We start from the raw sequence: 25,938 nt of genomic DNA, 5'->3' as shown, positions 1-25,938 counted from the left end.
GCTTGACCGTAGCAACGACGGCCAGGACCACACGGTTTTGCCGTACGCACGGCCCGCCATTTCGCCGCGGTTTTTCCAGCCCTGTCGACGGAGCCGAAACCTGCTGGCGAGACGAACCTGTCAGCGCCGTTCGTCCGCACGAAGCCTTGGGCTCACGGAGAGCAATCCGCCCTGCCCCACGCCTCTCGTGCCCGACGCTACCGCGTCCACCGCAAGCCCGGCTCGCGAAAATGACGACCACATGATCGCCCCTCAAGGATGAGCCGGGGTGGGCGACACATACGACAAATCCGAATTTCGGTAAAGTGGAATATTTTCGCACAGGCGGGTTGACAGCTTCGCGGGTGTCTCGCCCGTCGGGCAATATCGCGTAGCCTGTAGCCCGGATGAGCGAAGCGACATCCGGGGTCATGCCACAAGCTACGGCGGTCCCGGGTACCGCTGCGCCCACCCGGGCTACGCGCTCCCGCAACTCGGTTGCAGGATCACGCAGTCCGGCGCGGCACTTCCGCAGCATGTCGTCTCGCAGCCACTGACCAGCGAAGCCACCGCGACCTCCAGCGCACGCAGCTCCGCGATCTTCGTCCGGATCGCTCCGAGGTGCTTCTCTGCAAAACTCTTCGTTTCACTGCACGGCGAGCGCCGCTGCACCGATGCGACGAGCTCGCGCGTCTCGTCGATCGAGAAGTCGAGATCGCGGCAGTGCCTGATGAGACGGATCGCCTTGAGGTCTTCGCCACTATAGATGCGCTGGCCGCTTTGCCGCACGGGCGGCGTCAAGAGCCCGATGCTCTCGTAATAGCGGATCGTGGGGACCGAGACGCCGGCCGCCCTGGCGAGCACGCCAATTCTCATGGAAGCCCTCACTTTTCGCTTGAACCTCAAGTGGCTTGAGGGCGTAGCGATCGGGTCCGTGGCGCACAAGCACGAGGAGAATCACATGAGCGTTATTGGACCGTCCTGCAACCTCCCCTCCGAGGCCTCCTCGCCAGGATGCGGCTGTGGGTCGACGGCCGAGCCAGGCGGCGGCAAGGCCGCGGGCACGGCGGTTGCGACCGCGGTGGTCGCTGCGGCCTGCGCGGCGTGCTGCGTACTCCCCTTCACATTGCCAGCCGTCGTGCTCGCCAGCGCCGGGAGCCTGATCGCCGTGCTCGATCACGCACATGGGCTGATGACGAAACTGTCGATCGCCGTCGTGCTCTGCGCCTGGGCCTGGATCGTCTGGCGATCGCGGAGGACCGGGTTGAAAATCCGCTCGTCAGTGCTGGCCGCGATGAGCGTCGCAACCGTCCTGACCACGACGGCCGCGCTGTGGCCAGTGATGGAGCCTACCGTCTTCCACGCCCTCGGCGTCGCCAAGAAGCCAAAGCCGCCCGCCGGCTGATGGATGGACTCACCATCTTCGGACTATTGTCCGTCAGCGCCATGCTGCTGTTCTACGCGCTCGAGCCGCGCGGGCCGAATTATGTGCTGGCCTTCGCGGCGGCGTGCGCGCTCAGCGGGACTTACGGCCTTCTCCAGGGCGCATGGCCGTTCGGATTTGTCGAGGCGGCCTGGACGGTGGTCGCCTTGCGGCGGTGGCGAAAAGTCCGGTCATCACCATGACCGGACGTGCCGTGGTGACGCCTACGCATTCCGCATCGTGCGCCTGAACGGATCGACCAGGCGGGCGATCTCGCAGGCGGCGACGAGGCCGGCGAGCCAGACCGCGCTGGTCAGTCCGATCCGCGCCACGATGGCCGCGGTGAAGGCGCCCTCTCCGCCGAGGACCGGCGTCGCGGCGAGCAGCACGAGCTCATAGGCCGCGTAGGCGGCGACGAATGTGATCGCCAGCATCAACGGCGTGCGGCCCTGCGGCAGCATACGAAGAACGGCCGATGAGGCCGCGGTCGCGACAAGGGCAGCAGCGCCGATCACAAAACCCCAGGCGATCGTGCTGCCATCGATCGGATAGTGCAGCGCGCCGAAGCCGATGCACTGGTTCACGAGCCACGCGCCGGTGACGACGAGCAGCGCCGGTCGCAGCGGCAGCATCGCGGCCGCGACGACCGCGAAGGCCGCAAAGGGCGTTGCGCAGGCGAGCGCAAAACTCGCGAGCGCGCATGACACCGTCAGCAGCGCAAAGCCGAACATCGGTGCAAGGCGCACCGCGACCGGGTGAAGGCGAAAACGGTCGGCATGGGGCGAAAGCATGTCAGTGGCCATCATGGTCTCCTGGCGCTGATCCTAGCACATTTGTCGGGAGTTGAACCGCCACGATCCACCTCGCGACGCGACTGGCGAACTCAGCGAACCCCAAAGCCACGATGAGATCGATGAATCGTCATCGCGCTTTAGGTTAAAAGCCGCTTCGCACTTTTCCGGATCATGCTCTAGGAAGGTTTCCGCGCCGCGCGCCGTGACCACCGCCCGCTCGCCGGCATCGACGAGCTGGCCGATACCGGTCCGGCCTGTCAGCGCGCAGCGGATGATGTTCTCGGCGACCGACCTGCGGAACGCATGATCCTCGCCCACGGGGCGATTGCGGCAAATCCGATCCAGCGCCAGCTTCATGTTGATCCTTGTGCGGGTGTCGAAATGCTCGCTGATCATTCGCCCGGCCTCGATCGGTGATGTTGGGGCGGAAACGTCCGGCGATCGGCCGGGTTCCCGAACGGGATCGCGCAATGCGCCGGCCGCCTATGTGCGGCCTCTCGGGCGCTGCGCCTGGGCCCAGGCCACAGTGACGTCACGCGGCGGGACGTCGATGCGCCTGATCGGCGTCAACTCGCCCGAGGCGGAGACGATCGCGGTCTCCTCGCGGCGACAGCGCGGGCACACGAAGCGGACCTCGCTCGGGGACGCCGACCAGCTCGAACGCTTGACGTTGGCCGCCATCGGCCATGCGTCGCACTGCGAGCACGACACCAGAAACCGGCCGGGATCGAGCATACCCATTCCATTGGACTCCGTGTCCTGCCTGCTCCTACCAATGATTATGTCATGTGAATCGTTCCGGTGTCCCGACACCGTCAGCCCCTCGACGCCCGAGGGACCAGCGATCCCTGGTGGCTCAGTGCGCGCCCTTGAGCGTGCAAGACGTGGTGCAGGTGACCGTGTTGCCATGGTCGCACGCCTTGCAGGCGGCCACGCACTGGTTCATGTCGCGGGGATTGTAAGAGCTGTAGTTCCGTACCGGGCAGGCTGCGGTCGAGCCGGTGATGTCCTGCTCCTGGTTGCAGGCCGCCGTCATGAGCGCGAGGATGAGCACCGCAAGAAGACGCATGGGATTGCCCCGTAAGACACCGGCAAAGCAACATCAGCGGAACGCGCTGCATCGCAGCGAGCCCCCAGCATTCCCACTGCGAGCCATCGCGAATCGCGACGCTCGCTCCCTCAAAGGATGCGTGCCAAATGTTAAGAACGGATTGCAGCCGCCTTCAGGCCGCAGCGCTGGTCGCGACCGCGGCCCGCGTCTCGCGCGCCAGCTGGTAATAGTGCTCGGCGAGCTTGAGATAGAATTCGCGCTTGGTGCTGTCGGTGGCGAGCTTGGCGATCAGCTCGCATTCGGCCGTGAGCGTCTCGAACCGTTCCAGCCTGTCCTCAAGTTCTGTCATCGGCGTGTCCCCATCAAACGCCTCAAGGACGGCAAACCTAAGCCCGGGAAATAGGTCAGGGCGAACATCGTTATCGAGTAGAATCAATTTTTCCCGCGCGGGGCCTACTTCTGCTCCAGCCGCCAGGCGCCATCCCACCCCTCGCCCGGCGGATCGGCCTCGAACTGCGCGATCCGGGCCAGCAGCGTACGCGAGGGGCCGTCGCCGGGGACGGCTTCGAGCGCCGCGTTGAAGGCGGCGCGGGCCTCGTCGAAGCGGCGGGCGCGATAGGCGGCGAGAGCTTCGGCATAGTGCGCGCGCAAGCCCTCCTGCGCAGCGGTGAGCGCGCCGGCCCGCGCCATCACCTCGAAGATCGCCTGCGGCGCGCTCTGGCCGGCGACCGCCAGACGATCGATCTCGCGCAATTCGAGACGCTCACCGATCGCATCCGCCGTCGCCTGCGCGATCAGGATGCGGGTGCCGTAGACCTTGTTGACGGCCTCGAGCCGCGAGGCGAGGTTCACGGCATCGCCCATCACGGTGAAGCTCATCATCAGCTCGGAGCCGATGCTGCCGGTGAGGACCTCGCCGGTGGCGATGCCGATGCGCAGGTCGCACGGCACAGGCATGGCGCGGATGCCGAGCAGATCGGGCAATTGCTTCTGCAGCGCGGGCACCTGGTCGGCCATGTCGATGGCGGCACAGCCGGCCAGAAGCGCCGGCTCGTCCTCCTCGATGAAGGGCGGGCCCCAATAGGCCATGATGGCGTCGCCGATATATTTGTCGATGACGCCGCGATTGCTCCTGATCGGGACCGACATCACCGTGAAATAGTGGTTCATCACCTTGACGAGGCCGCGCGGGGTCATGCCCTCGCTCATCGAGGTGAAGCCGCTCATGTCGCAGAACATGATGGTCATCACCCGGCGCTGGCCGTCGATGGCGACCTCCGGCCGCTCGATCAGGCCCTGCACCACCTTGGGATCGATGTAGCGGCCAAACGTCTCGCGGATGCGCTCGTTGTGGCGCAACTGCTCGATCATGCGGTTGAAGGCGGCCGCGAGCTCGCCGATCTCGTCCTGGGTCGAGACGGCGATGGTCTTGTCGAACCGCCCCGCCTCGACCTCGCGGGTGCCGGCCAGCAAAAGGCGCACCGGACGCGTGATGCCGCTGGACACCAGCAGCGCGAAGGCAAATCCGACAATCGCCGCGAGCAAGGTCACGATGCCCGAAACGACGATCGCCTGCCGCTGGTGACCGATCACCTGCGAGGTCGCGGCGAAGACCTGTGTCAGCATGTCGGCGCGGATCGCATCGAACTTCTGGTTGAACTGGTCGCGGATGGCATCGATATGTTCCAGCGTGCCGCGGGCTTCTGCCATCTGCTTGGCGTCGACCTGCTTGAGGAGCTTTGCGTGGTCCTCGTTCAGCTCGCGGCGCAGCTCGGTGACGGCAGTCTCGATGCGGATCTCGATCCGCGCCAACGCGGCATTGTCGGACGGCGTCCTCGGGTCGTCGATGATCGCGTTGATGAGCTTGCGTGCGCCCTCGGCCTCCTCCTCGATCTTGCGGTCCGCTTCCTCGAACTCGCGCAGGCGCGCCGCATAGGCCTCCTCGTCCGAGGACGCCTGCATCTTCATCATGACCATGCGCCGCAGCGCCACCGACCGCTCCAGCGAGCGAATATTGGCGCGCGCCAGATCGCCATAGGCCGGGATATAGCGGTTGGTCAGCTCGTCCAGGAGAACGCCGACCTGGCTCGACATCACCATCGACAGGATCGAGGTGACGAGCATCAGGACGATCAATCCGAGGGCGATGCCGACGATCTTGCGCCGGATCGACTGGTTGAAAATCGGCATAGATTCGGGGCAAAGGCTGAAGGGACAGGTCGGGGAACTCAATACACCGGATTTCAGCCCGGGAACACGCGCAATCTGGCCCTCGCGGCGTCCTGGCCCCTGCGCAATCGTCGCGCGAGCCCTATTCGTTAACAAAGGTTAAAGGCCCGGCTCTATCCCTCGTTGCAAGGGTTCCCGCGCTCCATCCGCATTTTGCCGCAATGTTGCGACAGCGTGACAAATGCGAAACGATGCCGTGGCATCGTTTTCGATGCTTTGATTCTCGAGCCGCATGTCGTCGCGGACTTTGGTTTGTACTGGTTTCGCAGGGGGGACCACGGAATGAACCAGTGCCTACGCTCGCTCGCGTGTGTCGTTGCCGTGGCCGCCTTGGCTCTCCTTCCGACGGAGCTGGCGGCGAAGAGCCATCACAAATCGTCCGCGTCGAAGAAGACGCATGAGGCGAAAGCCGGCAAGCAGCGCCATGCCGCGGCGAAATCGCGCCACGGCAAGCACGCCGAGGCGAAGCGCAAGTCGAAGAAGCAGGACGACGAGCCGTCAGACAAGCCGGCGCCCCCGCCGCTGACCGGCGACCTCGCCGCACTCAAGGACGCGATCGACCTCGCGCGCAAGGGCAAGACCGATGACGCGGGCGCGGCGCGCGACCGCATCGCTGACCCCGCCGGGCAGAAGCTCGCCGACTGGTTCATGCTGCGCCATTCCGAGAGCACCGCGAATTTCAAACGCTACGCCGCCTTCCTCGCCGCCAATCCGGACTGGCCGAGCAGCGCGCTGCTGCGCCGGCGTGCCGAGGCGCGGCTGTGGCAGGAGAAGACCGACGCGGCCACCGTGCACAGATTCACCATGGACCGCCCGACCAGCGCCAAGGGCAAGTTCGCGCTCGCCCGCGTGCTGCTCGCCGAAGGCGACGCCGACAGGGCTGCCCGTCTCGTCCGCGAGGCCTGGCGCACGGACGAATTGTCGGAGCGCAGCGAGGAAGATTCTTACGAGGCGTTCCGCGATCTCCTGACCGCCGACGACCACCGCGCCCGCATGGACAAGCGGCTCGGCGCCAAGGACTATGCCGGCGCAAGGCGCGCCGCAAAACGGCTCGGCGAGGATGCGCTCGCGATCGTCAAGGCCTGCGCCGCCGTCACCGGCAAGGCCAACAAGGCCAAGGATTATCTCGATGACGTGTCGACCGAGGCGCGCCGCGATCTCGGCTATGTGCTGTGCCGCGCGCAATGGCATCTCCAGAAGGACCGCATCGACGACGCGGCCGAGGTGATCCTGGCCGCCGCGCCCGACACCATGGCGGCGCAGGACACCGACGCCTGGTGGCGCGAGCGTCGTCTGCTGGCGCGAAAACTGCTCGACCAGGGCAAGTCCAGGACCGCTTACGACGTGGTGCGCGCGGCGGCCGTGCCGGCGATGGAGGTCTATCGCGTCGACTACCACTTCATGTGCGGCTGGATCGCGCTGCGCTATCTCGACGATCCCAGGACGGCGATGATGCACTTCGCCGCGATCGACGAAGGCTCGGCCAATCCGCTCGCGCTGTCGCGCGCCCATTACTGGCGCGGCCGCGCCGCGGAAGCGATGGGGGCGACGGCCGATGCGCGCCAGAGCTATCAAGTGGCGGCGCGCTACCCGACCGCCTATTACGGTCAGCTCGCCCGCGCCAAGCTCGGCCTCGACCGCATCGAGCTGCGCCCGCCCTCGCCCGTGCTGGCCGCAGCTGACACGCAGGCCCCGGACGAGCGCGTGCGCGCGGCCGACATGCTCTATGGCGTCGGCGAGCGCGACACGGTGTTCTACTACGCCGAGGATTTTGCCAAGGAGAGCACCGACGTTGCCGCGCTCGAAGGCCTCGGCGAGCTGGCTGGGCGGCGCAACGATGCGCGCGTCATGCTGGAGGTGGGCAAGTCGGCGCTGGCGCGCGGGTTCGCGCTCGACCATTACGCCTTTCCGACCATCGGCATCCCCGAGCACAAGCAGGTCGCGCCCGCGATCGAGACCAGCGTGATCTATTCGGTGGCGCGCACCGAGAGCTCGTTCGACCAGCGCGACAAGTCGCCCGCCAATGCGGTCGGCCTGATGCAGGTGACGCCGGAAGCCGGGCGCGACACCGCAAAGCGCTTCGGCCTGACCTATGACTGGGACAGGATGGTCTCCGATCCCGTCTACAACACGCAGATGGGGGCGGCCGAGCTCAGCGCGCTGTTGTCGGAATATCGCGGCAACCAGATCATGACCTTCGCCGGCTACAATGCCGGCCGCGGCCGCGTGCGCGAATGGGTGCAGGCGCGCGGCGACCCCAGGGATCCCAAGGTCGATCCGGTCGACTGGGTCGAACGCATCCCGCTGTCGGAGACGCGCAATTACGTCCAGCGCGTGATGGAGAACGTGCTGGTCTACCGTGCGCGGTTCGAGAGCAGCGGCATGGTCGCTGCGAAGTCCGAGCAGCGCGTCACGACGCAGGAAGTGAGCGCGGCACCAACGGCATCGGCCGCAGCCCCCTCGCCCTAGCCTCGCGACCGCCGGGGCTGGAACGCGGCGCGGGGCTGGACGTGGTGACTGCGGCCGACGATTCTGCGCGGCCTGCGTGGTTCAGCTAGCCGTCACCTCCTTCCGTGGTCAGAAGGTCGTGGGCGCGCAGATATGCCTCGGTCAGCGAGCGCGAGAGCGCGCCCATCTGCATCATCCAGCTCCAGCTCGAGATCGCCCCCAGCACCACGATCGCCTCGAGCGAGCTGCGGTAGGGCCACAGCAGTTCCATGGCCGCCCGCTGATCCCGACGGTAGCAATCTTGGTCGCAATAGCGCTCTTGCCTGGACACTTGCCGGACGTAACTGGAACCCAGCGGCCGGGCGCACGCGCTGCAGACGGCGCCGTGGCAGGGACGTTCCTGATTGACGAGCATGAATCTCAAAGCCGTGTCCTCTCCTGCCGGCAGGCGCGCACCCGCCGATGCGCCTCGCCCGCCTGTCTGCTCAAGATGCCGCGCGCGTACGCCCCCCGATCAACGATCCAGCCTCGTGATGAAGCGCGTGGCATTCGTAACCGCAGTAGGGCAGCAACGTCCTGACATCGCGCAAGTAGCTGCCGCTGATCTCCTCGCAGCACCATAGACAGAACGTCTTGCGAAAAGGCGTTCGGCCGTTGACCAGTATGAACCTCACGTGGCACCTCCGAGCGCGAAGCAGTAGACCGTGTCGACCAGAGAGGCGGACGGCGGCGGGGCGCAAAGATGGTTGCGGCCGTCGGGATTATCTCTGTTTCGCTCCACCTTCTGGGACGGGATGAGGATGTACTTCCCGTCTTCCCGGCGCCGTGCGTAGATCCTGCCGTCGACGTACCGTACCTCTGTTGGATAGCAATCCGCGCTGTTGCAGCAACTCAGCACCGGATTGTCGGGCATGTGCCAGCTCGAATAGAACTTCTCGTGCAGCAGCTGATCCTGGGGCGGATGATGACGATGCGCATCCTGTCCAAGCTCCTCGGCCTTCACTCCGGTCAGCGACGGAAGCGACAGCGCAATCGTCAAGACGAGCTTGCAAGCACGGTTCAGCACGCAGCCTCCCGTTCAGAGTTTCGGACTCACGCCGCCTGAAATCGAAACAGCCATCGGCGGTCGCGCTCGCGGCGCGCCCTGAAGCGATCGAGACACCTTCTGGAGCACAGCGGCGTTCGCCAGGAATAATATCGGATCAGGCCAAACTTGCCGTCACAGACAGCACAGCCTTTTACAACAGGACCGCGCTCGGGGTGTTCAGGGCTATCGCACATCATGCTCTACTCCTGTTTGTCATGATCGTGGCTACGCTCGTGCGTCGGTGCACGGCCATCCACGCTCGTTATTGAAAATGCGGTCTCTCAATCACGACCCGCCAATCATGCGGCAATTCGGAGTAACGGACGCAGAGCTTGCCTCTATAAGCAGCACATCGCGCAAATCGCTGGCTTGTGCCTTGCACATCGCGTCCCCTCGATTGGTCGTGAGACTAGTCCGCACACAACGGACCGCTCAATTGTACGGAGGTAAATGTGCTCTATGATTAGGAATGCGCGAGCTATACGTAGGTTTGTCCCGTAGTTTTCCGGCCCTTTGCCTTCAATTAGACCAAGCAATGCCAGCTGGCTGCACGGCAACCGCGAGTTTCGGTGGGCGGATTCCACTTTAGTCGGAAGGAATTGCTCCCCTTGTTGCAAAGTGCTCTACTTGCCTTGGCCTCAGCGAGCCGGGATGCTGCGATGATGCCTGGCCAGATCGCGAAATTTGGGAATTCGGCTGCACAATTCCTGCTCGGCGGCCTTGCCGCGCTTCGATCGTTCGGCAACGGCGAGAAGGACGAGCCCGCGGTCGCAGATGATTCGCGGCAAGATGCCATCGATCTACGCGACGCCGTGAGGCAGTGGCGTGAGGTGTTCGAGCACAATCCGGTCATGTATTTCATGGTCGATCCGGCCGGAACAGTGCTCAACGTCAACACGTTCGGTGCCGCGCAACTGGGCTATACGCCGGCCGAGCTGATTGGCCAGTCTGTGCTCAACGTCTTCTTCGAGGAGGACCACGACTACGTCCGTCGATGCGTCGCGCAGTCCCTGGAAACCCTGCACCAGTCGCATACCTGGGAGATTCGCAAGTTCCGGAAGGACGGCTCGGTCCTCTGGGTCCGTGAAAACGCCAAGGCGATGCTGCGCGGCGACGGAACGCCCATCGTGCTGGTTGCCTGCGAAAATATCACCCAGCGCAAGGAGGCGGAGGATGCGCTGCGGCAGAGCGAAGCCTACCTCGCCCAGGCGCAGGAATTGAGCCGCACCGGCAGCTTCGGCCTGAACGTCGCGACAGGCGCGATCGTCTGGTCAAGGGAAACCTTTCGCATCTTCCAGTGCGACCTGGCGGTGAAGCCGACCCTGGATTTTGCCTTCCAGCGCATCCATCCGGAGGATCGCGATGCGGTCAGAAGGACCCTCGATCGGGCCTCCCGACGCGCAGAGGATTTCGACCATGAGTATCGCCTGCTGATGCCGGATGGATCAGTCAAATACCTCCATTCCGTGGCGCGCGCGGTGAAACATGGATCAGAGTGCATCGAGCTCGTCGGGGCCGTCACCGATGTCACGGTTGCAAAGGAGTCCGAACAAAGGCTGCGGCGCAGCGAGGCCTATTTGGCCGAGGCGCAACGGCTCAGCCATACAAGCAGCTGGGCCTGGGATGTGCGCCGTCAGGAGTTTGCATACCGATCGGCTGAACTCTACCGCCTGTTCGGATTTGAGCCGAACCATATCGATGTACCGGCACGGGCGTTCCAGGAACGTATCCTCCCCGAGGATTTCCAACGGATCATCGAGGTGGAACGTCAGGCCCTCCGGCTAAGGGACCCCTTTGAAATCGACTTTCGCATTGCGCGCCCCGACGGCTCGATACGACGTGTCCATAGCGAAGGACATCCCGTCGTCGGCAGCGATGGCGAAGTGATGGAAATCATCGGTACCCATGTGGACGTCACCGAGCAGGTCGCCGCAAAAGAAGCGCTTCAAAGGGCATTTGACGAGCTCAAGGCATCCGAGCAGCGATTCCGCGATTATGCAGAAACCGCATCTGACTGGTTTTGGGAGACCGGACCGGATCACCGTATCACGAAGATATCGGAGCACGCCGACCCGGCCAGTGCTGCGCCGATGGCCTTGATCGGCCTGACGCGGTGGGACATTCCGCCCGATGCCGAGCTCGAGCCCGGGAAGTGGGAGCAGCATCGCGCGACGCTCGATGCCCACCTCCCGTTCCGCGATCTGGTTTACCGCGGCAGGGATCGCAACGGCTCTCCAATTTACGTGCGCACCAGCGGCAAGCCCCTGCATGACGCTGACGGTCATTTTCTCGGCTATCGAGGCGTCAGTAGCGATGTAACGGCGGCGATCCGCGCCGAGCATGCTGAAGAAGCGCTGCGCAAAGCACAAGCCGAGCTCGCCCATGTCACGCGCGTCACGACGCTTGGCGAACTCACCGCCTCGATTGCCCACGAAATCACCCAGCCTCTTGCCGCCGTGATCTCCAATGCGGACGCCTGCATGGCCTGGCTCGATCGCGAACCGGCCGACTTGAAGGCCGCGCGCCGTTCCGCAGAATGGATCGTCGAGGACGCCAATCGAGCCAGCGAGGTGATCCGCCGGATCAGGGCGCTCGCGAAGAAGACCGAGATCGAAGTGATTCCACTCGACATCAACCAAGTCGTCAGGGAGGCTGTGGCGCTCGTTCGGCGCGAGCTCGCGACCCATAGGGTGTCGGTGCGAATGGAGTTGGCGTCCAACCTGCCGAAGATTTGCGGCGACCGGATCCAGCTCCAGCAGGTGCTGATCAACCTGGTGATGAACGGCATCGAAGCCATGCAAGACAATGTCGACCGCCCGCGCGAAATGGCGATCCGATCGAGCCGGACGGACGACGACGACGGCGACCGCCTGCTTCTCACCGTGACGGACCGCGGTGTCGGCCTCGGCAAGGACGTCAAGGAACGCATCTTCACCCCCTTCTTCACGACGAAATCGGACGGGCTGGGGATGGGACTCTCGATCTGCCGATCGATCATCGAGGCTCACGCGGGCCGGCTTTCGGCCTTTCAGAATGAGGGGAGCGGTGCAACATTTCAGATCGCCCTGCCCTTGCAGCACAGGGACACGTCGTGACCGACCATGCCAAGCAGGGCCAGGCGAGCGCAGGTGAGCCGATCGTCCTGATCGTCGATGATGATCCGTCGATGCGCCGCGCACTGACCAATCTCTTTCAATCGGTCGGCCTTAAGGTCGAGGCCTTCAGTTCAGCGGCGGAGATCTTGGAAGCCAAACCGCCTGCGGTCCCCAGCTGCCTTGTGCTCGACATCCGCCTGCCAGGATCGAGCGGCCTCGACCTCCAGGCCGACCTCGCCAAGGCCAACATTCACACGCCCATTATCTTTATCACCGGTCATGGCGATATTCCCATGACCGTGAGAGCCATGAAGAGCGGTGCCGTCGATTTCCTCACCAAGCCGGTGCGCGATCAGGACATGCTGGATGCGGTACAGGCGGCGATCGAACGGGATCGCAGGCGGCGCGATGCCGAGAAGTCGATCTCAGGCGTGCGCTCCCGTTTCGAGGGACTGACAGCGCGCGAGCGCGACGTCCTCGCCCTGGTTGCATCCGGCCTGATGAACAAACAGGTCGCCGCCGAACTCGGATTGGCCGAGATCACCGTGAAGATCTATCGCGGGCAGATCATGCGGAAGATGGAGGCGAAGTCGTTGGCTGATCTCGTCAGAATGACCGACGCGCTCGGAATCCCGCGCAATAGGGGTCACCTGCAAACCTAAGTATGCTTTCCAATCTCGCTCCGGGGGCCCACTTTCCCTAAACGGCTGAACCGCGGCCGGCGGCTCCCCGTTCAGGAGCGATCATATTGTCAGTGCCTTCGATCATTTCCGTCATTGATGATGATCCCTCCGTTCGCCTTGCGACGAACAACCTCCTGACGTCGCGCGGATACACAGTCTACACCTTTGGTTCCGCTCACGAATTTCTCCAATCCGCCGAACTGGACACGACCTCCTGCGTGATCGCGGACGTGCAGATGTTGGCCATGAGCGGTGTCGAGCTGTTGATGCATATGCGCAGCCTCGGGCGCATCACGCCTTTCATCTTCATGACGGCTTTTCCCGACGACGCCGTGCGCGACCGCGCGCTGAAGGCCGGCGCGTCCTGCTTTCTCGCCAAGCCGTTTTCCACGCCAGCTCTGCTTCAATGTCTGGAGGCGGCCCTGTCGGAGTCCAAGATGTAACCCGGCCGCGTCTGCCCCCGATAGCTCCTCAGGCTGCGGCGGCTCATCGTCGTGGCGACATACGTAGAGGCGAGGCGCTCAATCCACCTTGATGTTGGCCGCCTTGATGATCGGCCACCACTTCGCGATCTCCGCCTTCTGGCGGGTGCCGAGCGCTTCGGGGGTGAGCTGATCCTGCGGCGTCATCTCCAGGCCCTGGCTTTCGAGCTGCTTCTTCACTGCCGGATCGTTCAGGGCGTCCACGGCCGCCGCGTTGAGCTTGGCCACGATCTCCTTCGGCGTGCCCTTCGGCACCCACATGCCCGACCACAGCGTCATGTGGAAGCCTTTCAGGCCGGCCTCCTCCGCGGTCGGGATGTCGGGCGCCGAGGGCAGGCGCTTGTCGTCGGTGACGGCGTAGGCACGGATGGTGCCGGCACGGACCTGGTTGATGGAGTTGGAGGTCTGGTCGACGATGACGTCGATCTGGCCGGCGATGAGATCGTTCAGCGCAGGCGCAGTGCCGCGATACGGCACGTATTGCAGCTTGATGCCGCTGACGCTCTCGAAATAGACGCCGGCGATGTGGCTGCCGGAGCCTGCACCGGCCGTCCCGGCCGTGGGAGACGACGGCCGCGACTTCAGCCAGTCCAGCAGCTCCTTCAGCGAGGTCGCGGGCACCGCGTTCTTGCTGACCACGATCATCGGATTGCTCGGCAGCAGCACCACCGGCTCGAGATCGGCAACGAGGTCGTATTTGAGCTTGTAGACGGCGCCGTTGGCCACATGAGTGCCGAGATGGCCGAACGAGACGGTGTAGCCGTCCGGCGGTGATTGCACGGCGCGGCCGACGCCGATCGAGCCGCCGGCGCCGGTGACGTTCTCGACCACCAGGGGCTGGCCGAGCGTTGTCCGCATCCGTTCGGCGAGCACGCGCGCCATCGCATCCGACGGGCCGCCGGCCGCGAACGGAACGATGATGGTGATGGGATGCGAGGGATAGTCGTCGGCGCGCGCAGCGCCGGCGAGAGCGAGAATACCGATCAGCCCGGCCCAGACGGCCTTCTTCATTGTTCTCTCCCCGGCAATGTCATTCTTATTTTTGCCTCTTCCCGCGTAGGGGAAGAGGGATCATTCGTGAAGAGACGAAATGACGCGCTAGAACTGCGAGAAGTCGATCGGCTTGTGCCGATCCAGCGTGCGGGTCACCGGCGGCAGCGGGTACTTCAGGCCGGTCGCGCAGTTGAACAGCATCACGCGGTCGGTCTTGCCGACGCGGCCGTCGGCAAGACTCTCCTTGTAGGCGGCGTAGGTCGCGGCGCCCTCGGGGCACAACAAAAGCCCCTCCTCGCGCGCGACCTCGCTGAGCGCCGCCGAGATCTTGTCGTCGTCGACCGCGATGGCAAAGCCCTTGCTCTCGCGCACCGCGCGCAAAATCAGGAAATCGCCGATCGCCTGCGGCACGCGGATGCCCGACGCGATGGTGTGGGCGTCCTCCCAGCGCGTCGCATGCTCGGTGCCGGCCTCAAAGGCGCGCACCATCGGCGCACAGCCGGAGGCTTGCACCGCGACCATGCGCGGACGTTTTGAGCCGATGAAGCCGATCTTCTCGAGCTCGTCGAACGCCTTCCACATGCCGATCAGGCCGGTGCCGCCGCCGGTCGGATAGAAGATCACGTCGGGCACGTCCCAGCCGAGCTGCTCGGCGAGCTCGAGGCCCATCGTCTTCTTGCCTTCGATGCGGTACGGCTCCTTCAGCGTGGACGTGTCGAACCAGCCGACCTTCGCCTTGCCCTCGCCGACGATCTTGCCGCAATCGTCGATATAGCCGTTGACGCGGTAGACGGTCGCGCCCTGGAGCTCGATCTCGCTGACATTCACCTCGGGCGTGTCGGCCGGGCAGAAGATCGTGGTCTTGATGCCGCAGGACGTCGCATAGGCCGCGAGCGCCGCACCGGCATTGCCGTTGGTCGGCATCGCCATGTGCTTGATGCCGAGCGCCTTGCCCATCGACACCGCCATCACGAGGCCCCGCGCCTTGAACGAGCCGGTCGGCAGCCGCCCCTCGTCCTTCACGATGATCTCGCCGCCACCGAGCTTCTTCCCGAGCTTCGGCAGCCGGATCAGCGGCGTCGTCACCTCGCCGAGCGAGACGATGTCCTCGCATTTGCGCACGGGCAGCAGCTCGCGGTAGCGCCACATGTCGGCGGGGCGCTGGCTGAGTGCGTCCTTGGTCAGCGCCTTCTTCACACCCGCGAGGTCGTAGCGCACCAGCAGCGGCTTGCCGGCTTTGGAGAGGTTGTGGACCTGGTCGGCGGCGTAATGATCGCCTTCCATCGCGCATTCGAGATGGGTGACGAAGGTCGGGCGTTCGATGGTGAGATTGTCGTTGTCGTGCATGGGTCTGCCTTCTTCTTGTGTCCGCGACTTTCCCTGACTGTCATTGCCGGGCTTGACCCGGCAATCCATCTCCTGAAGAGCGCTTCGCTTGATGGATGCGCGGGTCAGGCCCGCGCATGACGAGTGGAGAGTACCGCTAGATATTCAACACTCGTCCATACGCATCCAGCACGGCTTCCTTCATCATCTCCGACAGCGTCGGATGCGGGAACACCGTGTGCATCAGCTCTTCTTCCGTCGTCTCCAGATTCATGGCGACGACGTAGCCCTGGATCAGCTCGGTGACCTCGGCGCCGACCATGTGGGCGCCGAGAAGCTGGCCGGTCTTCTTGTCGAAGATCACCTTGACGAGGCCCTGGTCCTCGCCGAGCGCGATCGCCTTGCCGTTGCCGACGAAGGGGAAGCGGCCGACGCGGATCTCGCGGCCGTTCTCCTTGGCCTTGGCTTCGGTCAAACCGACGGAGGCGACCTGCGGCTGGCAATAGGTGCAGCCCGGGATCATGTTCTTGTCCATGGGATGCGGATGCAGGCCCTTGATCGCCTCGACGCAGATCACGCCTTCATGCTCTGCCTTGTGCGCGAGCATCGGGGGACCCGCGACGTCGCCGATGGCGTAGATGCCGGGGACGTTGGTCTTGCCGTAGCCGTCGATGACGATGCAGCCGCGATCGGTTTTGACGCCGAGCTTTTCGAGGCCGAGATTCTCGATATTGCCGACGACGCCGACCGCCGAGATCACGCGCTCGAACTCGGTGGTCACAGGCTTGCCTTTGCCGTCGTCGATGGTGGCGACGACGCTGTCGGCCTTCTTCTCCAGCTTGGTCACCTTGGTCGAGGACATGATCTTGATGCCCTGCTTCTCCAGGCGCTTGCGGGCAAGGCCGGCGATCTCCGCGTCCTCGACGGGCAGGATCTGCGGCAGCACCTCGACCACGGTGACGTCGGAGCCCATGGTGTGGAAGAACGAGGCGAACTCGATGCCGATCGCGCCGGAGCCGACGACCAGCAGCGACTTCGGCATCCTCTCCGGCACCATCGCCTCGAAATAGGTCCAGATCAGCTTCTTGTCGGGCTCGAGCCCCGGCAGCACGCGCGGCCGCGCGCCGGTTGCGACGATGATGTGCTTGGCCTGGTAAGTCCCCTCGCCCAGCGCGCCCTTCGGCGCCTCGACGTCGGACTTCTTCACGGTGACCTTGCCGGGCGCGTCGATCGAGGCGGCGCCCCAGATCACGCTGACCTTGTTCTTCTTCATCAGGAAGCCGACGCCGTCGTTCAGCCGCTTGGAGACGCCGCGCGAGCGCTGCACCACGGCCTTCGGGTCGAACGAGACCTTCTCGGCCGACAGGCCGTAATCCTTGGCGTGCTGCATGTAGTGGTAGATCTCGGCGGAGCGCAGCAATGCCTTGGTCGGGATGCAGCCCCAGTTCAGGCAGATGCCGCCGAGGTAGGACTTTTCGACGATAGCGACCTTGAAGCCGAGCTGGGCGGCGCGGATCGCGGTGACATAGCCGCCGGGACCGGAGCCGATGATGATGATGTCGAAGGATGTATCGGCCATGGCGGCTCCCGTTCAACTCAAGCGGTCGTTGCGCCGCGGTCGCGGCGATTGAGGATGTAAATTCTGATCAGCCATTCCAAAAGAATGACCACCGCCATGACGGCAAAGATGGTGAGCGCGATCGGTGCCCAGATGCTGCGCGACAGCGCCTCGCCGGCGAAGAAGGCGGCCTTAACGATTTCGAGGCCGAACGGATTGAGCGTGAGGATCAGCGAAACCAGCATCGAGATCCAGGGCCAGCGCGTCCTCATGCGCCATCTCAGACCATCATCATGACGGGATTTTCGATCAACTGCTTGAACGCGCCGATCAGCTCGGCGCCGAGCGCGCCGTCGATGGCGCGGTGATCGCAGGACAAGGTCACGCTCATCATGTGCGCGATCTCGATCTTGCCATTCCGCACCACGGGCCGTTCTTCGCTGGTGCCGACCGCGAGGATGGTCGCGTGCGGCGGGTTGATCACGGCGGTGAAGTGGCTGATGCCGTACATGCCGAGGTTGGAGACGGCGGTGGTGCCGCCCTGGTATTCCTCGGGCTTGAGCTTGCGCGAGCGGGCGCGCGCGGCAAAATCCTTCATCTCGTTGGAGATGGTGGAGAGCGTCTTGGTTTCCGCTTTCCGGATGATCGGCGTGATCAGGCCGCCGGGCATCGCCACGGCGACGCCGACGTCGGAATGGTGATGCTTGACCATGCCGCTTTCGGTCCAGCTCACATTGCAGTTCGGGATCTTCTGGAGCGCGACCGCCATCGCCTTGATGACGAAGTCGTTGACCGAGATCTTGTAGAGCGGCTTCTTCTCCTTGTCCTTGGGAGCTGCCGCGTTGATCTCTTCGCGTGCGGCCATCAGCTTGCCGATGTCGCAGTCGATGGTGAGGAAGAAATGCGGGACGTTCTGGATCGACGCGGTCAAACGTTGGGCAATCGTGCGGCGCATGCCGTCGTGCGGGACGATGTCGTAGGAGCCCGGCTCGAACAGCGACAGGATCTGCTTGTCCGACATGGTCGGCGCGATCGCGGGCGCGCCTGACGGCGCAGCAGCCGGTGCCTTGAGGCCCTTGCCGGACTTGGCCTGCTCGACGTCGCGCGCGACCACGCGGCCATGCGGACCGGTGCCATTGATGGCCGCGATCTGGATACCGGCGTCCTTGGCGAGGCGCCGCGCGAGCGGCGAAGAGAACACGCGGCCGCCCTGCCCGTTGCTTTGCGCAGCCGGCACTGCCGCCTGCGGCGCAGTGGCGGCGGGCGGCGGTGCGGCCTTGGGCGCGGCCGGCGCAGGCGCTGGAGCCGGTGCGGCAGCGGGAGCTTCAGCAGCCTTCGGAGGCGCAGCCGACGCACTGGGCTTGGCGGCGCCGGCGGCCTTCACGTCTTCGCCCTCACCAGCGAGTACGGCGATCACGTCGTTGACCGGCACGTCCTGCGTGCCCTCGGGCACGAGGATCTTGGCGATCGTGCCCTCGTCGATGGCCTCGACCTCCATGGTCGCCTTGTCGGTCTCGATCTCGGCGATGACGTCGCCGGATTTGACCTTGTCGCCTTCCTTCTTCAGCCACTTGGCGAGGTTGCCCTTCTCCATCGTCGGCGAGAGAGCGGGCATCAGGATGTTGATGGGCATGCTGACCTCAAGAAGAACTTTGTAAAACGTCGTCTCCGACAGCGAAGACGAACAGACCAGGTTTAGTTGCCGATGTCGCCTTGCCACAGGCGCTCATTGGCCGGGATAGATCGCCAATTCTTCATCATGGTGATGGAGCGGTCGTCGGCAAGGTCGATCCAGGGGATGCCGAACTTGTCGAGAATGTCCTTGGAGCCCGGGAAGGTGACGGATTCTCCGATCACCACCAGCTTCACCTTGAACAGAGCGAGCGCACCGGCACACATCGAGCATGGCGACAGCGTGGTGTACATGACGGTGTCGTGGAATGTGATCGCGCCGGCCTCGCGCAGGCAGCTCATCTCGCCGTGCAGGATCACGTTGTTCTCCTGCACGCGGTTGTTGTGGCCGCGGGCGATGATCTGGTTGTCGCGCGTCAGCACGGCGCCGATCGGCAGGCCTCCCTGCGCGATCGAGGCCTCCGCCTCGCGGATCGCCTCCAGCATGAAATCGAAATGATAGGATTCGATCGCCACTGTCAGTGCCCCTTCCCGCGCGGCGTCGTGGTGCCGGTGTCTGTGGGACGCTCGATCTCGGCCTGGAACATCTCGAGGATCCGGCTCAACGCGTCCTCCTCGGTATATTCGCTCTCGCGCGCATAGGCGCGCGCCGCATGGCGGGCAAGATCGACGAGCAAGAGGCCCCACATGTCGGGTTCCTCGAAGGCACGCTGGAACGCCATCGACAGCCCGCCGTCCAGCACGAACACGCGCAGGATCTCGACCGCGTCCTCGCGGGTCATGACGTCGGGTGGCAGTGGCTGCTCCTTCGGGCCCGCCATGGTCTACCTGTAGCAGACGGCTTTGGCGGCCTCGACGACTTCAGCCGCCGAAGGCAGCGCGAGCTTCTCCAGATTAGCGGCATATGGCATCGGCACGTCCTTGCCGGAGACGCGCGCAACAGGCGCATCCAGATAGTCGAACGCGTTCTCCATGATCCGCGCGGCGATCTCGGCGCCGACGCCGCTCTGGGCCCAGCCCTCTTCCACCGTGACGGCGCGCCCCGTTTTCTTGACCGAGTTGACGATGGTCTCGGTGTCCATCGGACGCAGCGTGCGCAGGTCGATCACCTCGGCCTCGATGCCGTCCTTGGCGAGCTCGTCGGCCGCCTTCAGCGCATAGGTCATGCCGTTCGACCAGGAGATGATGGTGACATGGCTGCCGGAGCGCACGATGCGCGCCTTGCCGATCGGAATCACGAAGTCGTCGAGCTTGGGCACTTCGCCGGTGTGGCCGTACAGCACCTCGTTCTCGAGGAAGATCACCGGATTGGGATCGCGGATCGCGGCCTTCAGCAGGCCCTTGTAATCCGCGGCCGAGAACGGCGCGACGACCTTGAGACCCGGGACGTTCGAATACCAGGACGAATAGTCCTGGCTGTGCTGGGCGGCGACGCGCGCAGCGGCGCCATTGGGCCCGCGGAACACGATCGAGCAGCCCATCTGGCCGCCGGACATGTACAGCGTCTTGGCGGCGGAGTTGATGATCTGGTCGATCGCCTGCATGGCGAAGTTGAAGGTCATGAACTCGACGACCGGCTTCAACCCGGTCATCGCGGCGCCGACGCCGATGCCGGCAAAGCCGTGCTCGGTGATCGGCGTGTCGATGACGCGCTTGGCGCCGAATTCCTGGAGCAGGCCCTGGGTCACCTTGTAGGCGCCCTGATACTCGGCAACCTCTTCGCCCATCACGAAGACGTCGGCGTCACGGCGCATCTCTTCGGCCATGGCATCGCGCAGCGCTTCGCGGATGGTCTGCGTCACCATCTCGGTGCCGGCAGGCACTTCCGGATCGGGCTCGGCGACAGCTTGCGGCGCGGGCGCAGCCTTGGGCGCCGAGATCATCGGCTTGCCTTCGCCGACCGGCGAGCGGGATTCGGCGACTTCCTGCGCGACGCTCGGCGCGGGCGCGGCCGGCGCCTTGGCGAGATCGGCGGCCGTCTCGCCATCGGCGAGAATGGTCGCGATCGGCGTGTTGACGGCAACGTCGGCGGTGCCCTCGGGGATCAGGATCTTGCCGAGCGTACCTTCATCGGTCGCCTCGACCTCCATGGTCGCCTTGTCGGTCTCGATCTCGGCGATGACATCGCCGGACTTGATCGTCTCACCCTCTTTTTTCAGCCATTTGGCGAGGTTGCCCTTCTCCATCGTGGGCGACAACGCGGGCATCAGCACTTGAATTGGCATATCGACTCCAAAGAAAGCTTGCGCGCGTTCAGCGGTAAATGTCGGTCCAGAGCTCGGCGGCATCCGGCTCGGGATCATGCTGGGCGAAATCGGCGGACGCGTTGACGATGTCGCGCACCTCGGCGTCGATCGCCTTGAGGTCGGCCTCGCTCACCTTAGCGGCCAGCAGACGGTTGCGCACCTGCTCGATCGGGTCCTGGTCGTGGCGGACCTTTTCGACCTCCTCGCGCGTGCGGTATTTTGCAGGATCGGACATCGAGTGGCCGCGATAGCGGTAGGTCTGCATTTCAAGAATGAAGGGTCCCTTGCCGGCGCGGCACCACGCGGCCGCCTCGTCGCCCGCGGCCTTCACGGCGCGGACGTCCATGCCGTCGACCTGCTGGCCGGGGATGTTGAACGACGCGCCGCGCTTGGAGAAGTCCTGCTGCGCCGAAGCGCGCGAGACCGCGGTGCCCATGGCGTAGCGGTTGTTCTCGATGACGTAGATCACCGGCAGCTTCCAGAGCTCCGCCATGTTGAAGCTCTCATAGACCTGGCCCTGGTTGGCGGCACCGTCGCCGAAATAGGTGACGCTGACATTGCCGTTGCCGCGATAGTTGTTGGCGAAGGCGAGACCCGTGCCGAGCGAGACCTGGGCGCCGACGATGCCGTGGCCGCCGTAAAAGTGCTTCTCCTTGCTGAACATGTGCATGGAGCCGCCCTTGCCCTTGGAATAGCCGCCGCGCCGGCCGGTGAGCTCGGCCATGACGCCGTTGGCCTCCATGCCGGTGGCAAGCATGTGACCGTGATCGCGATAGCCGGTGATGACCTGATCGCCCTCTTTCAGGGCCATCTGCATGCCGACCACCACGGCCTCCTGACCGATATAGAGGTGGCAGAAGCCGCCGATCGCGCCCATGCCGTAGAGCTGGCCGGCCTTTTCCTCGAATCGCCGGATCAGGAGCATGTCGCGGAGCGCCTTGAGCTCCTGCTCCCTGGTGAATTCCGGGGGCGAACCGCCGTTGGTCTTGTCCTGTGGAGCGCTTGCGGCGGCTTTCTTGGGTGCGGCCATGGGAATTCCGGGTCAGAGAAAACTTTCGTCCTCTCTAACCCAAGTCAAACACCCTTGGAAAGCACCGCGGCGGCATGGCACGACTTTCATTATGCCGCACTGCAACGTGGCCGAAACTTTGCAAAACCTTTGGGCTTGATCGGGCAACTTTAGCTCACGCATCAGCGAAGGGGGTGCAAGCAGCCGCGGCTCAGAAATTCGGGCGCGCTTCTCCGCGCGTCCGAGACCCCGCGCATGCCCGATTCTCAGTGCCGCCTCACCAGCCCAGCTCTCGCAAATACGCTACGCGGGCGGCAACGCCGGTATGCGTGAAGTCGGTGAAGACCCCGTCCACGCCGAGGCGGAAGAATTTGAGATATTCCAGGACCGGATCGCCGCGATAGTCGGCAGCCAGATATTTCTTCTCGTTCCTGAACGTGAAGACATGCACGAACAGGCCGAGCTTGTGCGCGTCAGCGACAAGGCTGGTTGCATCCTGCGTCGAAGCTTCCGGCGTCGATCCCTTGTAGGGCGTGCCGTCGGCATTGCTGTCCTTCCACGGCGCAATCTTGAGCGGAACGATATAGGGCTTCCACGGACCGATGCCGTCGGCATAGGTCTTGATCTCGGCAAGGCCCTCGGGCGTCAGCATCGCATCGTACAAGCGCGGGTCGCCCGCAACCGTCCAGTCGAACGGACGCGAATTTGTGATGTTGTTGAGGAGGACCTTGCCGGTCTTGAAGTCGATCCCGTTGCCATCAATGAGCTGCACCTGCCGCGTTTCCAGACCGTGGCTGCGCATGTATTTCAGGCTGCCGGGCTCGAAGCTCTGAACCAGAATCGGGGCATCCTTCGTGTTGAGGCCGTTGTCCCCGATGATCTTGATCAGGGCGTCCTCGAACGGATGGCTGCCGGGCGCGCCGCAGCCATTGGCAATCGCCTGGGCATTGTTCCAAGCCGGATTCTTGGTCTCGGGATAGAGCAGGATCGGACGCCCGGTCTCCTTGCTCTTGGCCTTGGCGATGTCGATGACGTCCTGGAAGCTGATGACCGGGAATTTGCCGTTGAAGACTTTTGGCCGCTCGTTGGCCGCATCATAGGTGGTGCCGCCGATCCAGCTCTTCAGCTCGGCCATGGTGAAATCGCTGATCGACCAGTCGTTGGTATGGTCCTCGCCGTCGACGATCAATGACTTCAGCACCGATTTGGGGTCGGCCGGGTCGGTGAGATCCGTAAGGTAGTCAGCAGGCCCGCTGGTTGGAGTTGGAGACTTGACGCGCACACCGGGCACCGTGCGCTTGCGCGCCGCCACGGAAGCATTGGTCTTCGCCACCTCCGCAATGTTGGTGTTGTCAGCCAGCCAAGGGTTGTGACGCACCACCAGGACGCAGTCCTTGGTCAGATGCAGGTCCTCTTCGAGCGCATCGGTTCCGAGCGCCGCGGCGAGATCATACGACGCCTCGGTCTCTTCAGGCACCAGTCCCGGCACGCCGCGATGTCCGAGGATCAGCGGTGGCTTTCCGTCAACGGTCAGGAATTTCTTGGCGCCTGATGGCGCCGGGCCGGTCTGTGCGCTGGCCAACGATAGCGGGAGGAATGCCAAGGCTGCCGCGCCGAGCAGCATCGCTCCAAGATGTGCCTTCCGCTGCAAATGACTGTTCTTCATGGCCGAGCCTCCGTCCGTACCTGGCATCGCTCCGGATGCCACAAGCGCCGAACCGAATGAGGTCGGCGCGCTCGTCTTGTCTCAATTATCTGACAGACGGATGACGGTGGGGAAGAACGGCTCGGAACGGGCGGCGCAGGATTGCGCCGCCCGCTCCTGTCCGATCAGAAGAAGCCGAGCTTCTTCGGGCTGTAGCTGACCAGGAGATTCTTGGTCTGCTGGTAGTGATCGAGCATCATCTTGTGGGTCTCGCGACCGACGCCCGACTGCTTGTAGCCTCCGAACGCCGCATGCGCGGGATAGGCATGGTAGCAATTGGTCCAGACCCGGCCGGCCTGGATCGCCCGGCCGAAGCGGTAGCAGCGGTTGGCATCGCGGCTCCAGACACCGGCGCCGAGACCGTAAAGCGTGTCGTTGGCGATCGCGAGCGCTTCGTCATCGGTCTTGAAGGTCGTGACCGAGACGACGGGGCCAAAGATCTCCTCCTGGAAGATTCGCATCTTGTTGTGGCCCTCGAACACCGTCGGCTGGACGTAGAAGCCGCCGGAAAGATCGCCGCCGAGATCCGCACGTCCGCCGCCGGCCAGCACCTTGGCACCCTCCTCCTTGCCGATGTCGATGTAGGAGAGGATCTTGGCGAGCTGCTCGCCGGAGGCCTGCGCGCCGATCATGGTGTCCGCCGCACGCGGATCGCCCTGCTTGATCGCGGCGACGCGCTTCAGCGCCCGCTCCATGAAGCGATCGTAGATGTCGGCGTGAACCAGCGCGCGGCTCGGACAGGTGCAGACCTCGCCCTGGTTCAGCGCGAACATGACGAAGCCTTCGATCGCCTTGTCGAAGAAGTCGTCGTCTTCGGCGGTGACGTCCTTGAAGAAGATGTTCGGCGACTTGCCGCCGAGCTCCAGCGTGACAGGTATGAGGTTCTGGCTGGCATATTGCATGATCAGCCGGCCCGTCGAAGTCTCGCCGGTGAAGGCGATCTTGGCGATGCGCGGGCTCGAGGCCAGCGGCTTGCCGGCTTCGAGGCCAAAGCCGTTGACGATATTGAGGACGCCGGGCGGCAGGAGGTCGGCGATGATCTCGGCCCAGACCATGATCGAGGCCGGGGTCTGCTCGGCGGGCTTGAGCACGACGCAATTGCCGGCGGCGAGCGCCGGGGCGAGCTTCCAGCAGGCCATCAGCAGCGGGAAGTTCCAGGGGATGATCTGGCCGACGACGCCGAGCGGCTCGTGGAAATGATAGGCGATGGTGTCGTGGTCGATCTCGCCGATCGAGCCCTCCTGGGCGCGGACGACGCCGGCGAAATAGCGGAAGTGATCGATGGCGAGCGGGATGTCGGCCGCGCGGGTCTCGCGGATCGGCTTGCCGTTGTCCCAGGTCTCGGCGATCGCGAGGCGCTCGAGATTCTCTTCCATGCGATCGGCGATCTTGTTCAGGATCGCGGCGCGCTCGGCAACGCTGGTGCGGCCCCAGGCAGCCTTGGCGGCATGCGCCGCGTCGAGGGCGGCTTCGACATCCTGCGCGTCGGAGCGCGCGATCTTGCAGACGATCTGTCCGTTCACCGGCGAGGCATTGTCGAAATACTTGCCGGAGATCGGCGCGACGAACTTGCCGCCGATGAAGTTGTCATAGCGTTCGGCGAAGGGAACTGTGGTGACGCTGAGGAATTCCACCTTGTTCATTGATCACTCCCGATGTTTGCTGTTTGTGCAATTCGTCGCGTGGTCGCGACTTGCGCCGACGATGTATCGGGGGGCGTGTGCTGTCAGCCCGGGCGGGAGCGATGGAAGAGCGGACCTGTCGCAGAACTGCGACAGGTCTGACGGAGGCAAGTGCAAGATGGAGCACACACAGCTTCCACATCGTCCTTGCGAGCGCAGCGAAGCAATCCAGAGTCCCTCCGCGGAAAGATTCTGGATTGCTTCGCGGAGCCTGTCATCGGGCCGCGCTTTGCGCGGACCCGTTGGCTCGCAATTGTGCATGTTCACTAATTCGCTGATTGGATCGCTCCGCTGGAGGACGGATCCGATGCGCGACAATAGCTACGACCGGACGATTGAGCGCAACTATCTGCAGAAGTGGCGTTTTCTGATTCCGGAGTATGAGGCGGTGAAGGCTGGGCGATCGCCGCTGTTCAAGCGGGTTGGCGACTTCTACCGGCACCACGGGACCTGCTCGCAGACGTTCCGCAAGTATTACAATCGGTATCTGCGGAGTGGCGAGGAAGTGGATCTGCT

The 25,938-nt window shown here is 64.3% G+C and carries 27 protein-coding genes; 7 read left to right on the top strand and 20 right to left on the bottom strand.

The genetic code is table 11. The annotated features are described in order from the left end of the window. Positions 1 to 456 precede the first annotated feature (456 nt). Complete coding sequence (locus tag A3M7_RS0136240) at positions 457 to 855, bottom strand: MerR family transcriptional regulator (RefSeq protein ID WP_027548283.1); 399 nt, start codon at positions 853 to 855, stop codon at positions 457 to 459. Positions 856 to 940: 85 nt separating this feature from the next. On the opposite strand from A3M7_RS0136240, the gene A3M7_RS47770 reads away from it, so the two are divergent. After that, on the top strand, positions 941 to 1,384 hold the full coding sequence (locus A3M7_RS47770; RefSeq protein ID WP_156937084.1) for a hypothetical protein: 444 nt from the start codon (positions 941 to 943) through the stop codon (positions 1,382 to 1,384). Next, on the top strand, positions 1,384 to 1,605 hold the full coding sequence (locus A3M7_RS0136230; RefSeq protein WP_027548282.1) for a hypothetical protein: 222 nt from the start codon (positions 1,384 to 1,386) through the stop codon (positions 1,603 to 1,605). Before A3M7_RS47770 ends, A3M7_RS0136230 begins: the two co-directional genes overlap by 1 nt. Before the next feature lie 21 nt (positions 1,606 to 1,626). Here A3M7_RS0136230 and A3M7_RS0136225 read toward each other — a convergent pair whose 3' ends face one another. The 6 genes from A3M7_RS0136225 to A3M7_RS0136200 all read right to left on the bottom strand — a co-directional run bounded on the left by A3M7_RS0136225 (position 1,627) and on the right by A3M7_RS0136200 (position 5,437). Beyond that, positions 1,627 to 2,205, bottom strand: a complete 579-nt coding sequence (locus A3M7_RS0136225; RefSeq protein WP_027548281.1) for a hypothetical protein — start codon at positions 2,203 to 2,205, stop codon at positions 1,627 to 1,629. Positions 2,206 to 2,226: 21 nt separating this feature from the next. Beyond that, a complete protein-coding gene (locus tag A3M7_RS51435; protein ID WP_371090247.1) occupies positions 2,227 to 2,592 on the bottom strand; it encodes a hypothetical protein in 366 nt (121 codons plus the stop codon). 87 nt (positions 2,593 to 2,679) lie between these two features. After that, positions 2,680 to 2,937, bottom strand: coding sequence for a hypothetical protein (locus A3M7_RS50060; protein WP_027548280.1), 258 nt, complete (start codon positions 2,935 to 2,937; stop codon positions 2,680 to 2,682). Between the two features lie 115 nt (positions 2,938 to 3,052). Further along, positions 3,053 to 3,265 (bottom strand): hypothetical protein, encoded by a 213-nt coding sequence (locus A3M7_RS50055; RefSeq protein ID WP_027548279.1) that lies wholly within the window; start codon positions 3,263 to 3,265, stop codon positions 3,053 to 3,055. 154 nt (positions 3,266 to 3,419) lie between these two features. Next, positions 3,420 to 3,596 carry a hypothetical protein gene (locus A3M7_RS50050; protein WP_166466009.1) on the bottom strand — a complete coding sequence of 59 codons (177 nt, stop codon included), beginning with the start codon at positions 3,594 to 3,596 and terminating at the stop codon, positions 3,420 to 3,422. Between the two features lie 104 nt (positions 3,597 to 3,700). Further along, positions 3,701 to 5,437 carry an adenylate/guanylate cyclase domain-containing protein gene (locus tag A3M7_RS0136200; RefSeq protein WP_027548278.1) on the bottom strand — a complete coding sequence of 579 codons (1,737 nt, stop codon included), beginning with the start codon at positions 5,435 to 5,437 and terminating at the stop codon, positions 3,701 to 3,703. A 321-nt stretch (positions 5,438 to 5,758) separates the two neighbouring features. Here A3M7_RS0136200 and A3M7_RS0136195 point away from each other — a divergent pair, with 321 nt between their 5' ends. Next, on the top strand, positions 5,759 to 7,945 hold the full coding sequence (locus A3M7_RS0136195) for a lytic transglycosylase domain-containing protein (protein ID WP_027548277.1): 2,187 nt from the start codon (positions 5,759 to 5,761) through the stop codon (positions 7,943 to 7,945). Positions 7,946 to 8,030: 85 nt separating this feature from the next. On the opposite strand, the gene A3M7_RS50880 is transcribed toward A3M7_RS0136195, so the two are convergent. Both A3M7_RS50880 and A3M7_RS0136185 read right to left on the bottom strand, forming a co-directional pair. After that, positions 8,031 to 8,195, bottom strand: coding sequence for a hypothetical protein (locus tag A3M7_RS50880; protein WP_245284403.1), 165 nt, complete (start codon positions 8,193 to 8,195; stop codon positions 8,031 to 8,033). A 399-nt stretch (positions 8,196 to 8,594) separates the two neighbouring features. Continuing rightward, positions 8,595 to 8,990, bottom strand: coding sequence for a hypothetical protein (locus A3M7_RS0136185; protein ID WP_245284402.1), 396 nt, complete (start codon positions 8,988 to 8,990; stop codon positions 8,595 to 8,597). Between the two features lie 680 nt (positions 8,991 to 9,670). Here A3M7_RS0136185 and A3M7_RS0136180 point away from each other — a divergent pair. From A3M7_RS0136180 to A3M7_RS0136170, 3 genes are all read left to right on the top strand, one after another. Further along, the gene (locus A3M7_RS0136180) at positions 9,671 to 12,106 is read left to right on the top strand and encodes a PAS domain S-box protein (RefSeq protein WP_027548275.1); all 2,436 of its coding nucleotides are present in this window, start codon (positions 9,671 to 9,673) and stop codon (positions 12,104 to 12,106) included. Then, on the top strand, positions 12,103 to 12,768 hold the full coding sequence (locus A3M7_RS0136175; protein ID WP_027548274.1) for a response regulator transcription factor: 666 nt from the start codon (positions 12,103 to 12,105) through the stop codon (positions 12,766 to 12,768). Before A3M7_RS0136180 ends, A3M7_RS0136175 begins: the two co-directional genes overlap by 4 nt. An 86-nt stretch (positions 12,769 to 12,854) precedes the next feature. Continuing rightward, entirely contained in the window at positions 12,855 to 13,232 is a 378-nt protein-coding gene (locus A3M7_RS0136170) for a response regulator transcription factor (protein ID WP_027548273.1), read from the top strand. Positions 13,233 to 13,310: 78 nt separating this feature from the next. Here A3M7_RS0136170 and A3M7_RS0136165 read toward each other — a convergent pair whose 3' ends face one another. From A3M7_RS0136165 to adh, 11 genes are all read right to left on the bottom strand, one after another. Next, the gene (locus tag A3M7_RS0136165) at positions 13,311 to 14,282 is read right to left on the bottom strand and encodes a tripartite tricarboxylate transporter substrate binding protein BugD (protein ID WP_027548272.1); all 972 of its coding nucleotides are present in this window, start codon (positions 14,280 to 14,282) and stop codon (positions 13,311 to 13,313) included. Between the two features lie 87 nt (positions 14,283 to 14,369). Further along, positions 14,370 to 15,611 carry a threonine synthase gene (locus A3M7_RS0136160; protein WP_027548271.1) on the bottom strand — a complete coding sequence of 414 codons (1,242 nt, stop codon included), beginning with the start codon at positions 15,609 to 15,611 and terminating at the stop codon, positions 14,370 to 14,372. Between the two features lie 136 nt (positions 15,612 to 15,747). Next, entirely contained in the window at positions 15,748 to 17,169 is a 1,422-nt protein-coding gene (lpdA, locus tag A3M7_RS0136155) for a dihydrolipoyl dehydrogenase (protein ID WP_027548270.1), read from the bottom strand. Between the two features lie 17 nt (positions 17,170 to 17,186). Continuing rightward, positions 17,187 to 17,420 (bottom strand): hypothetical protein, encoded by a 234-nt coding sequence (locus A3M7_RS0136150; protein WP_027548269.1) that lies wholly within the window; start codon positions 17,418 to 17,420, stop codon positions 17,187 to 17,189. An 8-nt stretch (positions 17,421 to 17,428) separates the two neighbouring features. Then, positions 17,429 to 18,781 carry a pyruvate dehydrogenase complex dihydrolipoamide acetyltransferase gene (locus A3M7_RS0136145; protein ID WP_027548268.1) on the bottom strand — a complete coding sequence of 451 codons (1,353 nt, stop codon included), beginning with the start codon at positions 18,779 to 18,781 and terminating at the stop codon, positions 17,429 to 17,431. Positions 18,782 to 18,843: 62 nt separating this feature from the next. Then, positions 18,844 to 19,296, bottom strand: coding sequence for a nucleoside deaminase (locus A3M7_RS0136140; protein ID WP_027548267.1), 453 nt, complete (start codon positions 19,294 to 19,296; stop codon positions 18,844 to 18,846). A 2-nt stretch (positions 19,297 to 19,298) separates the two neighbouring features. Then, positions 19,299 to 19,601, bottom strand: coding sequence for a DUF5076 domain-containing protein (locus A3M7_RS0136135; protein ID WP_008142223.1), 303 nt, complete (start codon positions 19,599 to 19,601; stop codon positions 19,299 to 19,301). Positions 19,602 to 19,604: 3 nt separating this feature from the next. Next, a complete protein-coding gene (locus A3M7_RS0136130) occupies positions 19,605 to 21,005 on the bottom strand; it encodes a pyruvate dehydrogenase complex E1 component subunit beta (RefSeq protein WP_027548266.1) in 1,401 nt (466 codons plus the stop codon). 28 nt (positions 21,006 to 21,033) lie between these two features. Next, positions 21,034 to 22,056: a pyruvate dehydrogenase (acetyl-transferring) E1 component subunit alpha gene (gene pdhA, locus A3M7_RS0136125; RefSeq protein ID WP_027548265.1), complete on the bottom strand. Its 1,023-nt coding sequence runs from the start codon at positions 22,054 to 22,056 to the stop codon at positions 21,034 to 21,036. Between the two features lie 256 nt (positions 22,057 to 22,312). Continuing rightward, positions 22,313 to 23,701, bottom strand: a complete 1,389-nt coding sequence (locus A3M7_RS0136120; protein WP_198033881.1) for a glycerophosphodiester phosphodiesterase family protein — start codon at positions 23,699 to 23,701, stop codon at positions 22,313 to 22,315. A 164-nt stretch (positions 23,702 to 23,865) separates the two neighbouring features. Continuing rightward, complete coding sequence (gene adh / locus A3M7_RS0136115; protein ID WP_027548263.1) at positions 23,866 to 25,383, bottom strand: aldehyde dehydrogenase; 1,518 nt, start codon at positions 25,381 to 25,383, stop codon at positions 23,866 to 23,868. Between the two features lie 346 nt (positions 25,384 to 25,729). Between adh and A3M7_RS45510 the strand changes: the two genes are divergently transcribed. Then, on the top strand, positions 25,730 to 25,938 hold a 209-nt coding region (locus A3M7_RS45510), incomplete at its 3' end, for a hypothetical protein (protein WP_156937009.1).

The organism is Bradyrhizobium sp. WSM2254 (assembly GCF_000472645.1).
Lineage (GTDB): Bacteria > Pseudomonadota > Alphaproteobacteria > Rhizobiales > Xanthobacteraceae > Bradyrhizobium > Bradyrhizobium niftali.
The sequence above is the reverse complement of the archived record's forward strand: the minus strand, read 5'-3'. Positions and strand labels throughout refer to the sequence as shown.

What these genes read in the sequence shown, in the direction of transcription:
- A3M7_RS0136240 (WP_027548283.1), bottom strand. Translation starts at nt 855, where the DNA reads ATGAGAATTGGCGTGCTCGCCAGGGCGGCCGGCGTCTCGGTCCCCACG.
- A3M7_RS47770 (WP_156937084.1), top strand. Translation starts at nt 941, where the DNA reads ATGAGCGTTATTGGACCGTCCTGCAACCTCCCCTCCGAGGCCTCCTCG.
- A3M7_RS0136230 (WP_027548282.1), top strand. Translation starts at nt 1,384, where the DNA reads ATGGATGGACTCACCATCTTCGGACTATTGTCCGTCAGCGCCATGCTG.
- A3M7_RS0136225 (WP_027548281.1), bottom strand. Translation starts at nt 2,205, where the DNA reads ATGGCCACTGACATGCTTTCGCCCCATGCCGACCGTTTTCGCCTTCAC.
- A3M7_RS51435 (WP_371090247.1), bottom strand. Translation starts at nt 2,592, where the DNA reads ATGATCAGCGAGCATTTCGACACCCGCACAAGGATCAACATGAAGCTG.
- A3M7_RS50060 (WP_027548280.1), bottom strand. Translation starts at nt 2,937, where the DNA reads ATGGGTATGCTCGATCCCGGCCGGTTTCTGGTGTCGTGCTCGCAGTGC.
- A3M7_RS50055 (WP_027548279.1), bottom strand. Translation starts at nt 3,265, where the DNA reads ATGCGTCTTCTTGCGGTGCTCATCCTCGCGCTCATGACGGCGGCCTGC.
- A3M7_RS50050 (WP_166466009.1), bottom strand. Translation starts at nt 3,596, where the DNA reads ATGACAGAACTTGAGGACAGGCTGGAACGGTTCGAGACGCTCACGGCC.
- A3M7_RS0136200 (WP_027548278.1), bottom strand. Translation starts at nt 5,437, where the DNA reads ATGCCGATTTTCAACCAGTCGATCCGGCGCAAGATCGTCGGCATCGCC.
- A3M7_RS0136195 (WP_027548277.1), top strand. Translation starts at nt 5,759, where the DNA reads ATGAACCAGTGCCTACGCTCGCTCGCGTGTGTCGTTGCCGTGGCCGCC.
- A3M7_RS50880 (WP_245284403.1), bottom strand. Translation starts at nt 8,195, where the DNA reads ATGGAACTGCTGTGGCCCTACCGCAGCTCGCTCGAGGCGATCGTGGTG.
- A3M7_RS0136180 (WP_027548275.1), top strand. Translation starts at nt 9,671, where the DNA reads ATGATGCCTGGCCAGATCGCGAAATTTGGGAATTCGGCTGCACAATTC.
- A3M7_RS0136165 (WP_027548272.1), bottom strand. Translation starts at nt 14,282, where the DNA reads ATGAAGAAGGCCGTCTGGGCCGGGCTGATCGGTATTCTCGCTCTCGCC.
- A3M7_RS0136160 (WP_027548271.1), bottom strand. Translation starts at nt 15,611, where the DNA reads ATGCACGACAACGACAATCTCACCATCGAACGCCCGACCTTCGTCACC.
- lpdA (WP_027548270.1), bottom strand. Translation starts at nt 17,169, where the DNA reads ATGGCCGATACATCCTTCGACATCATCATCATCGGCTCCGGTCCCGGC.
- A3M7_RS0136150 (WP_027548269.1), bottom strand. Translation starts at nt 17,420, where the DNA reads ATGAGGACGCGCTGGCCCTGGATCTCGATGCTGGTTTCGCTGATCCTC.
- A3M7_RS0136145 (WP_027548268.1), bottom strand. Translation starts at nt 18,781, where the DNA reads ATGCCCATCAACATCCTGATGCCCGCTCTCTCGCCGACGATGGAGAAG.
- A3M7_RS0136135 (WP_008142223.1), bottom strand. Translation starts at nt 19,601, where the DNA reads ATGGCGGGCCCGAAGGAGCAGCCACTGCCACCCGACGTCATGACCCGC.
- A3M7_RS0136130 (WP_027548266.1), bottom strand. Translation starts at nt 21,005, where the DNA reads ATGCCAATTCAAGTGCTGATGCCCGCGTTGTCGCCCACGATGGAGAAG.
- pdhA (WP_027548265.1), bottom strand. Translation starts at nt 22,056, where the DNA reads ATGGCCGCACCCAAGAAAGCCGCCGCAAGCGCTCCACAGGACAAGACC.
- A3M7_RS0136120 (WP_198033881.1), bottom strand. Translation starts at nt 23,701, where the DNA reads ATGAAGAACAGTCATTTGCAGCGGAAGGCACATCTTGGAGCGATGCTG.
- adh (WP_027548263.1), bottom strand. Translation starts at nt 25,383, where the DNA reads ATGAACAAGGTGGAATTCCTCAGCGTCACCACAGTTCCCTTCGCCGAA.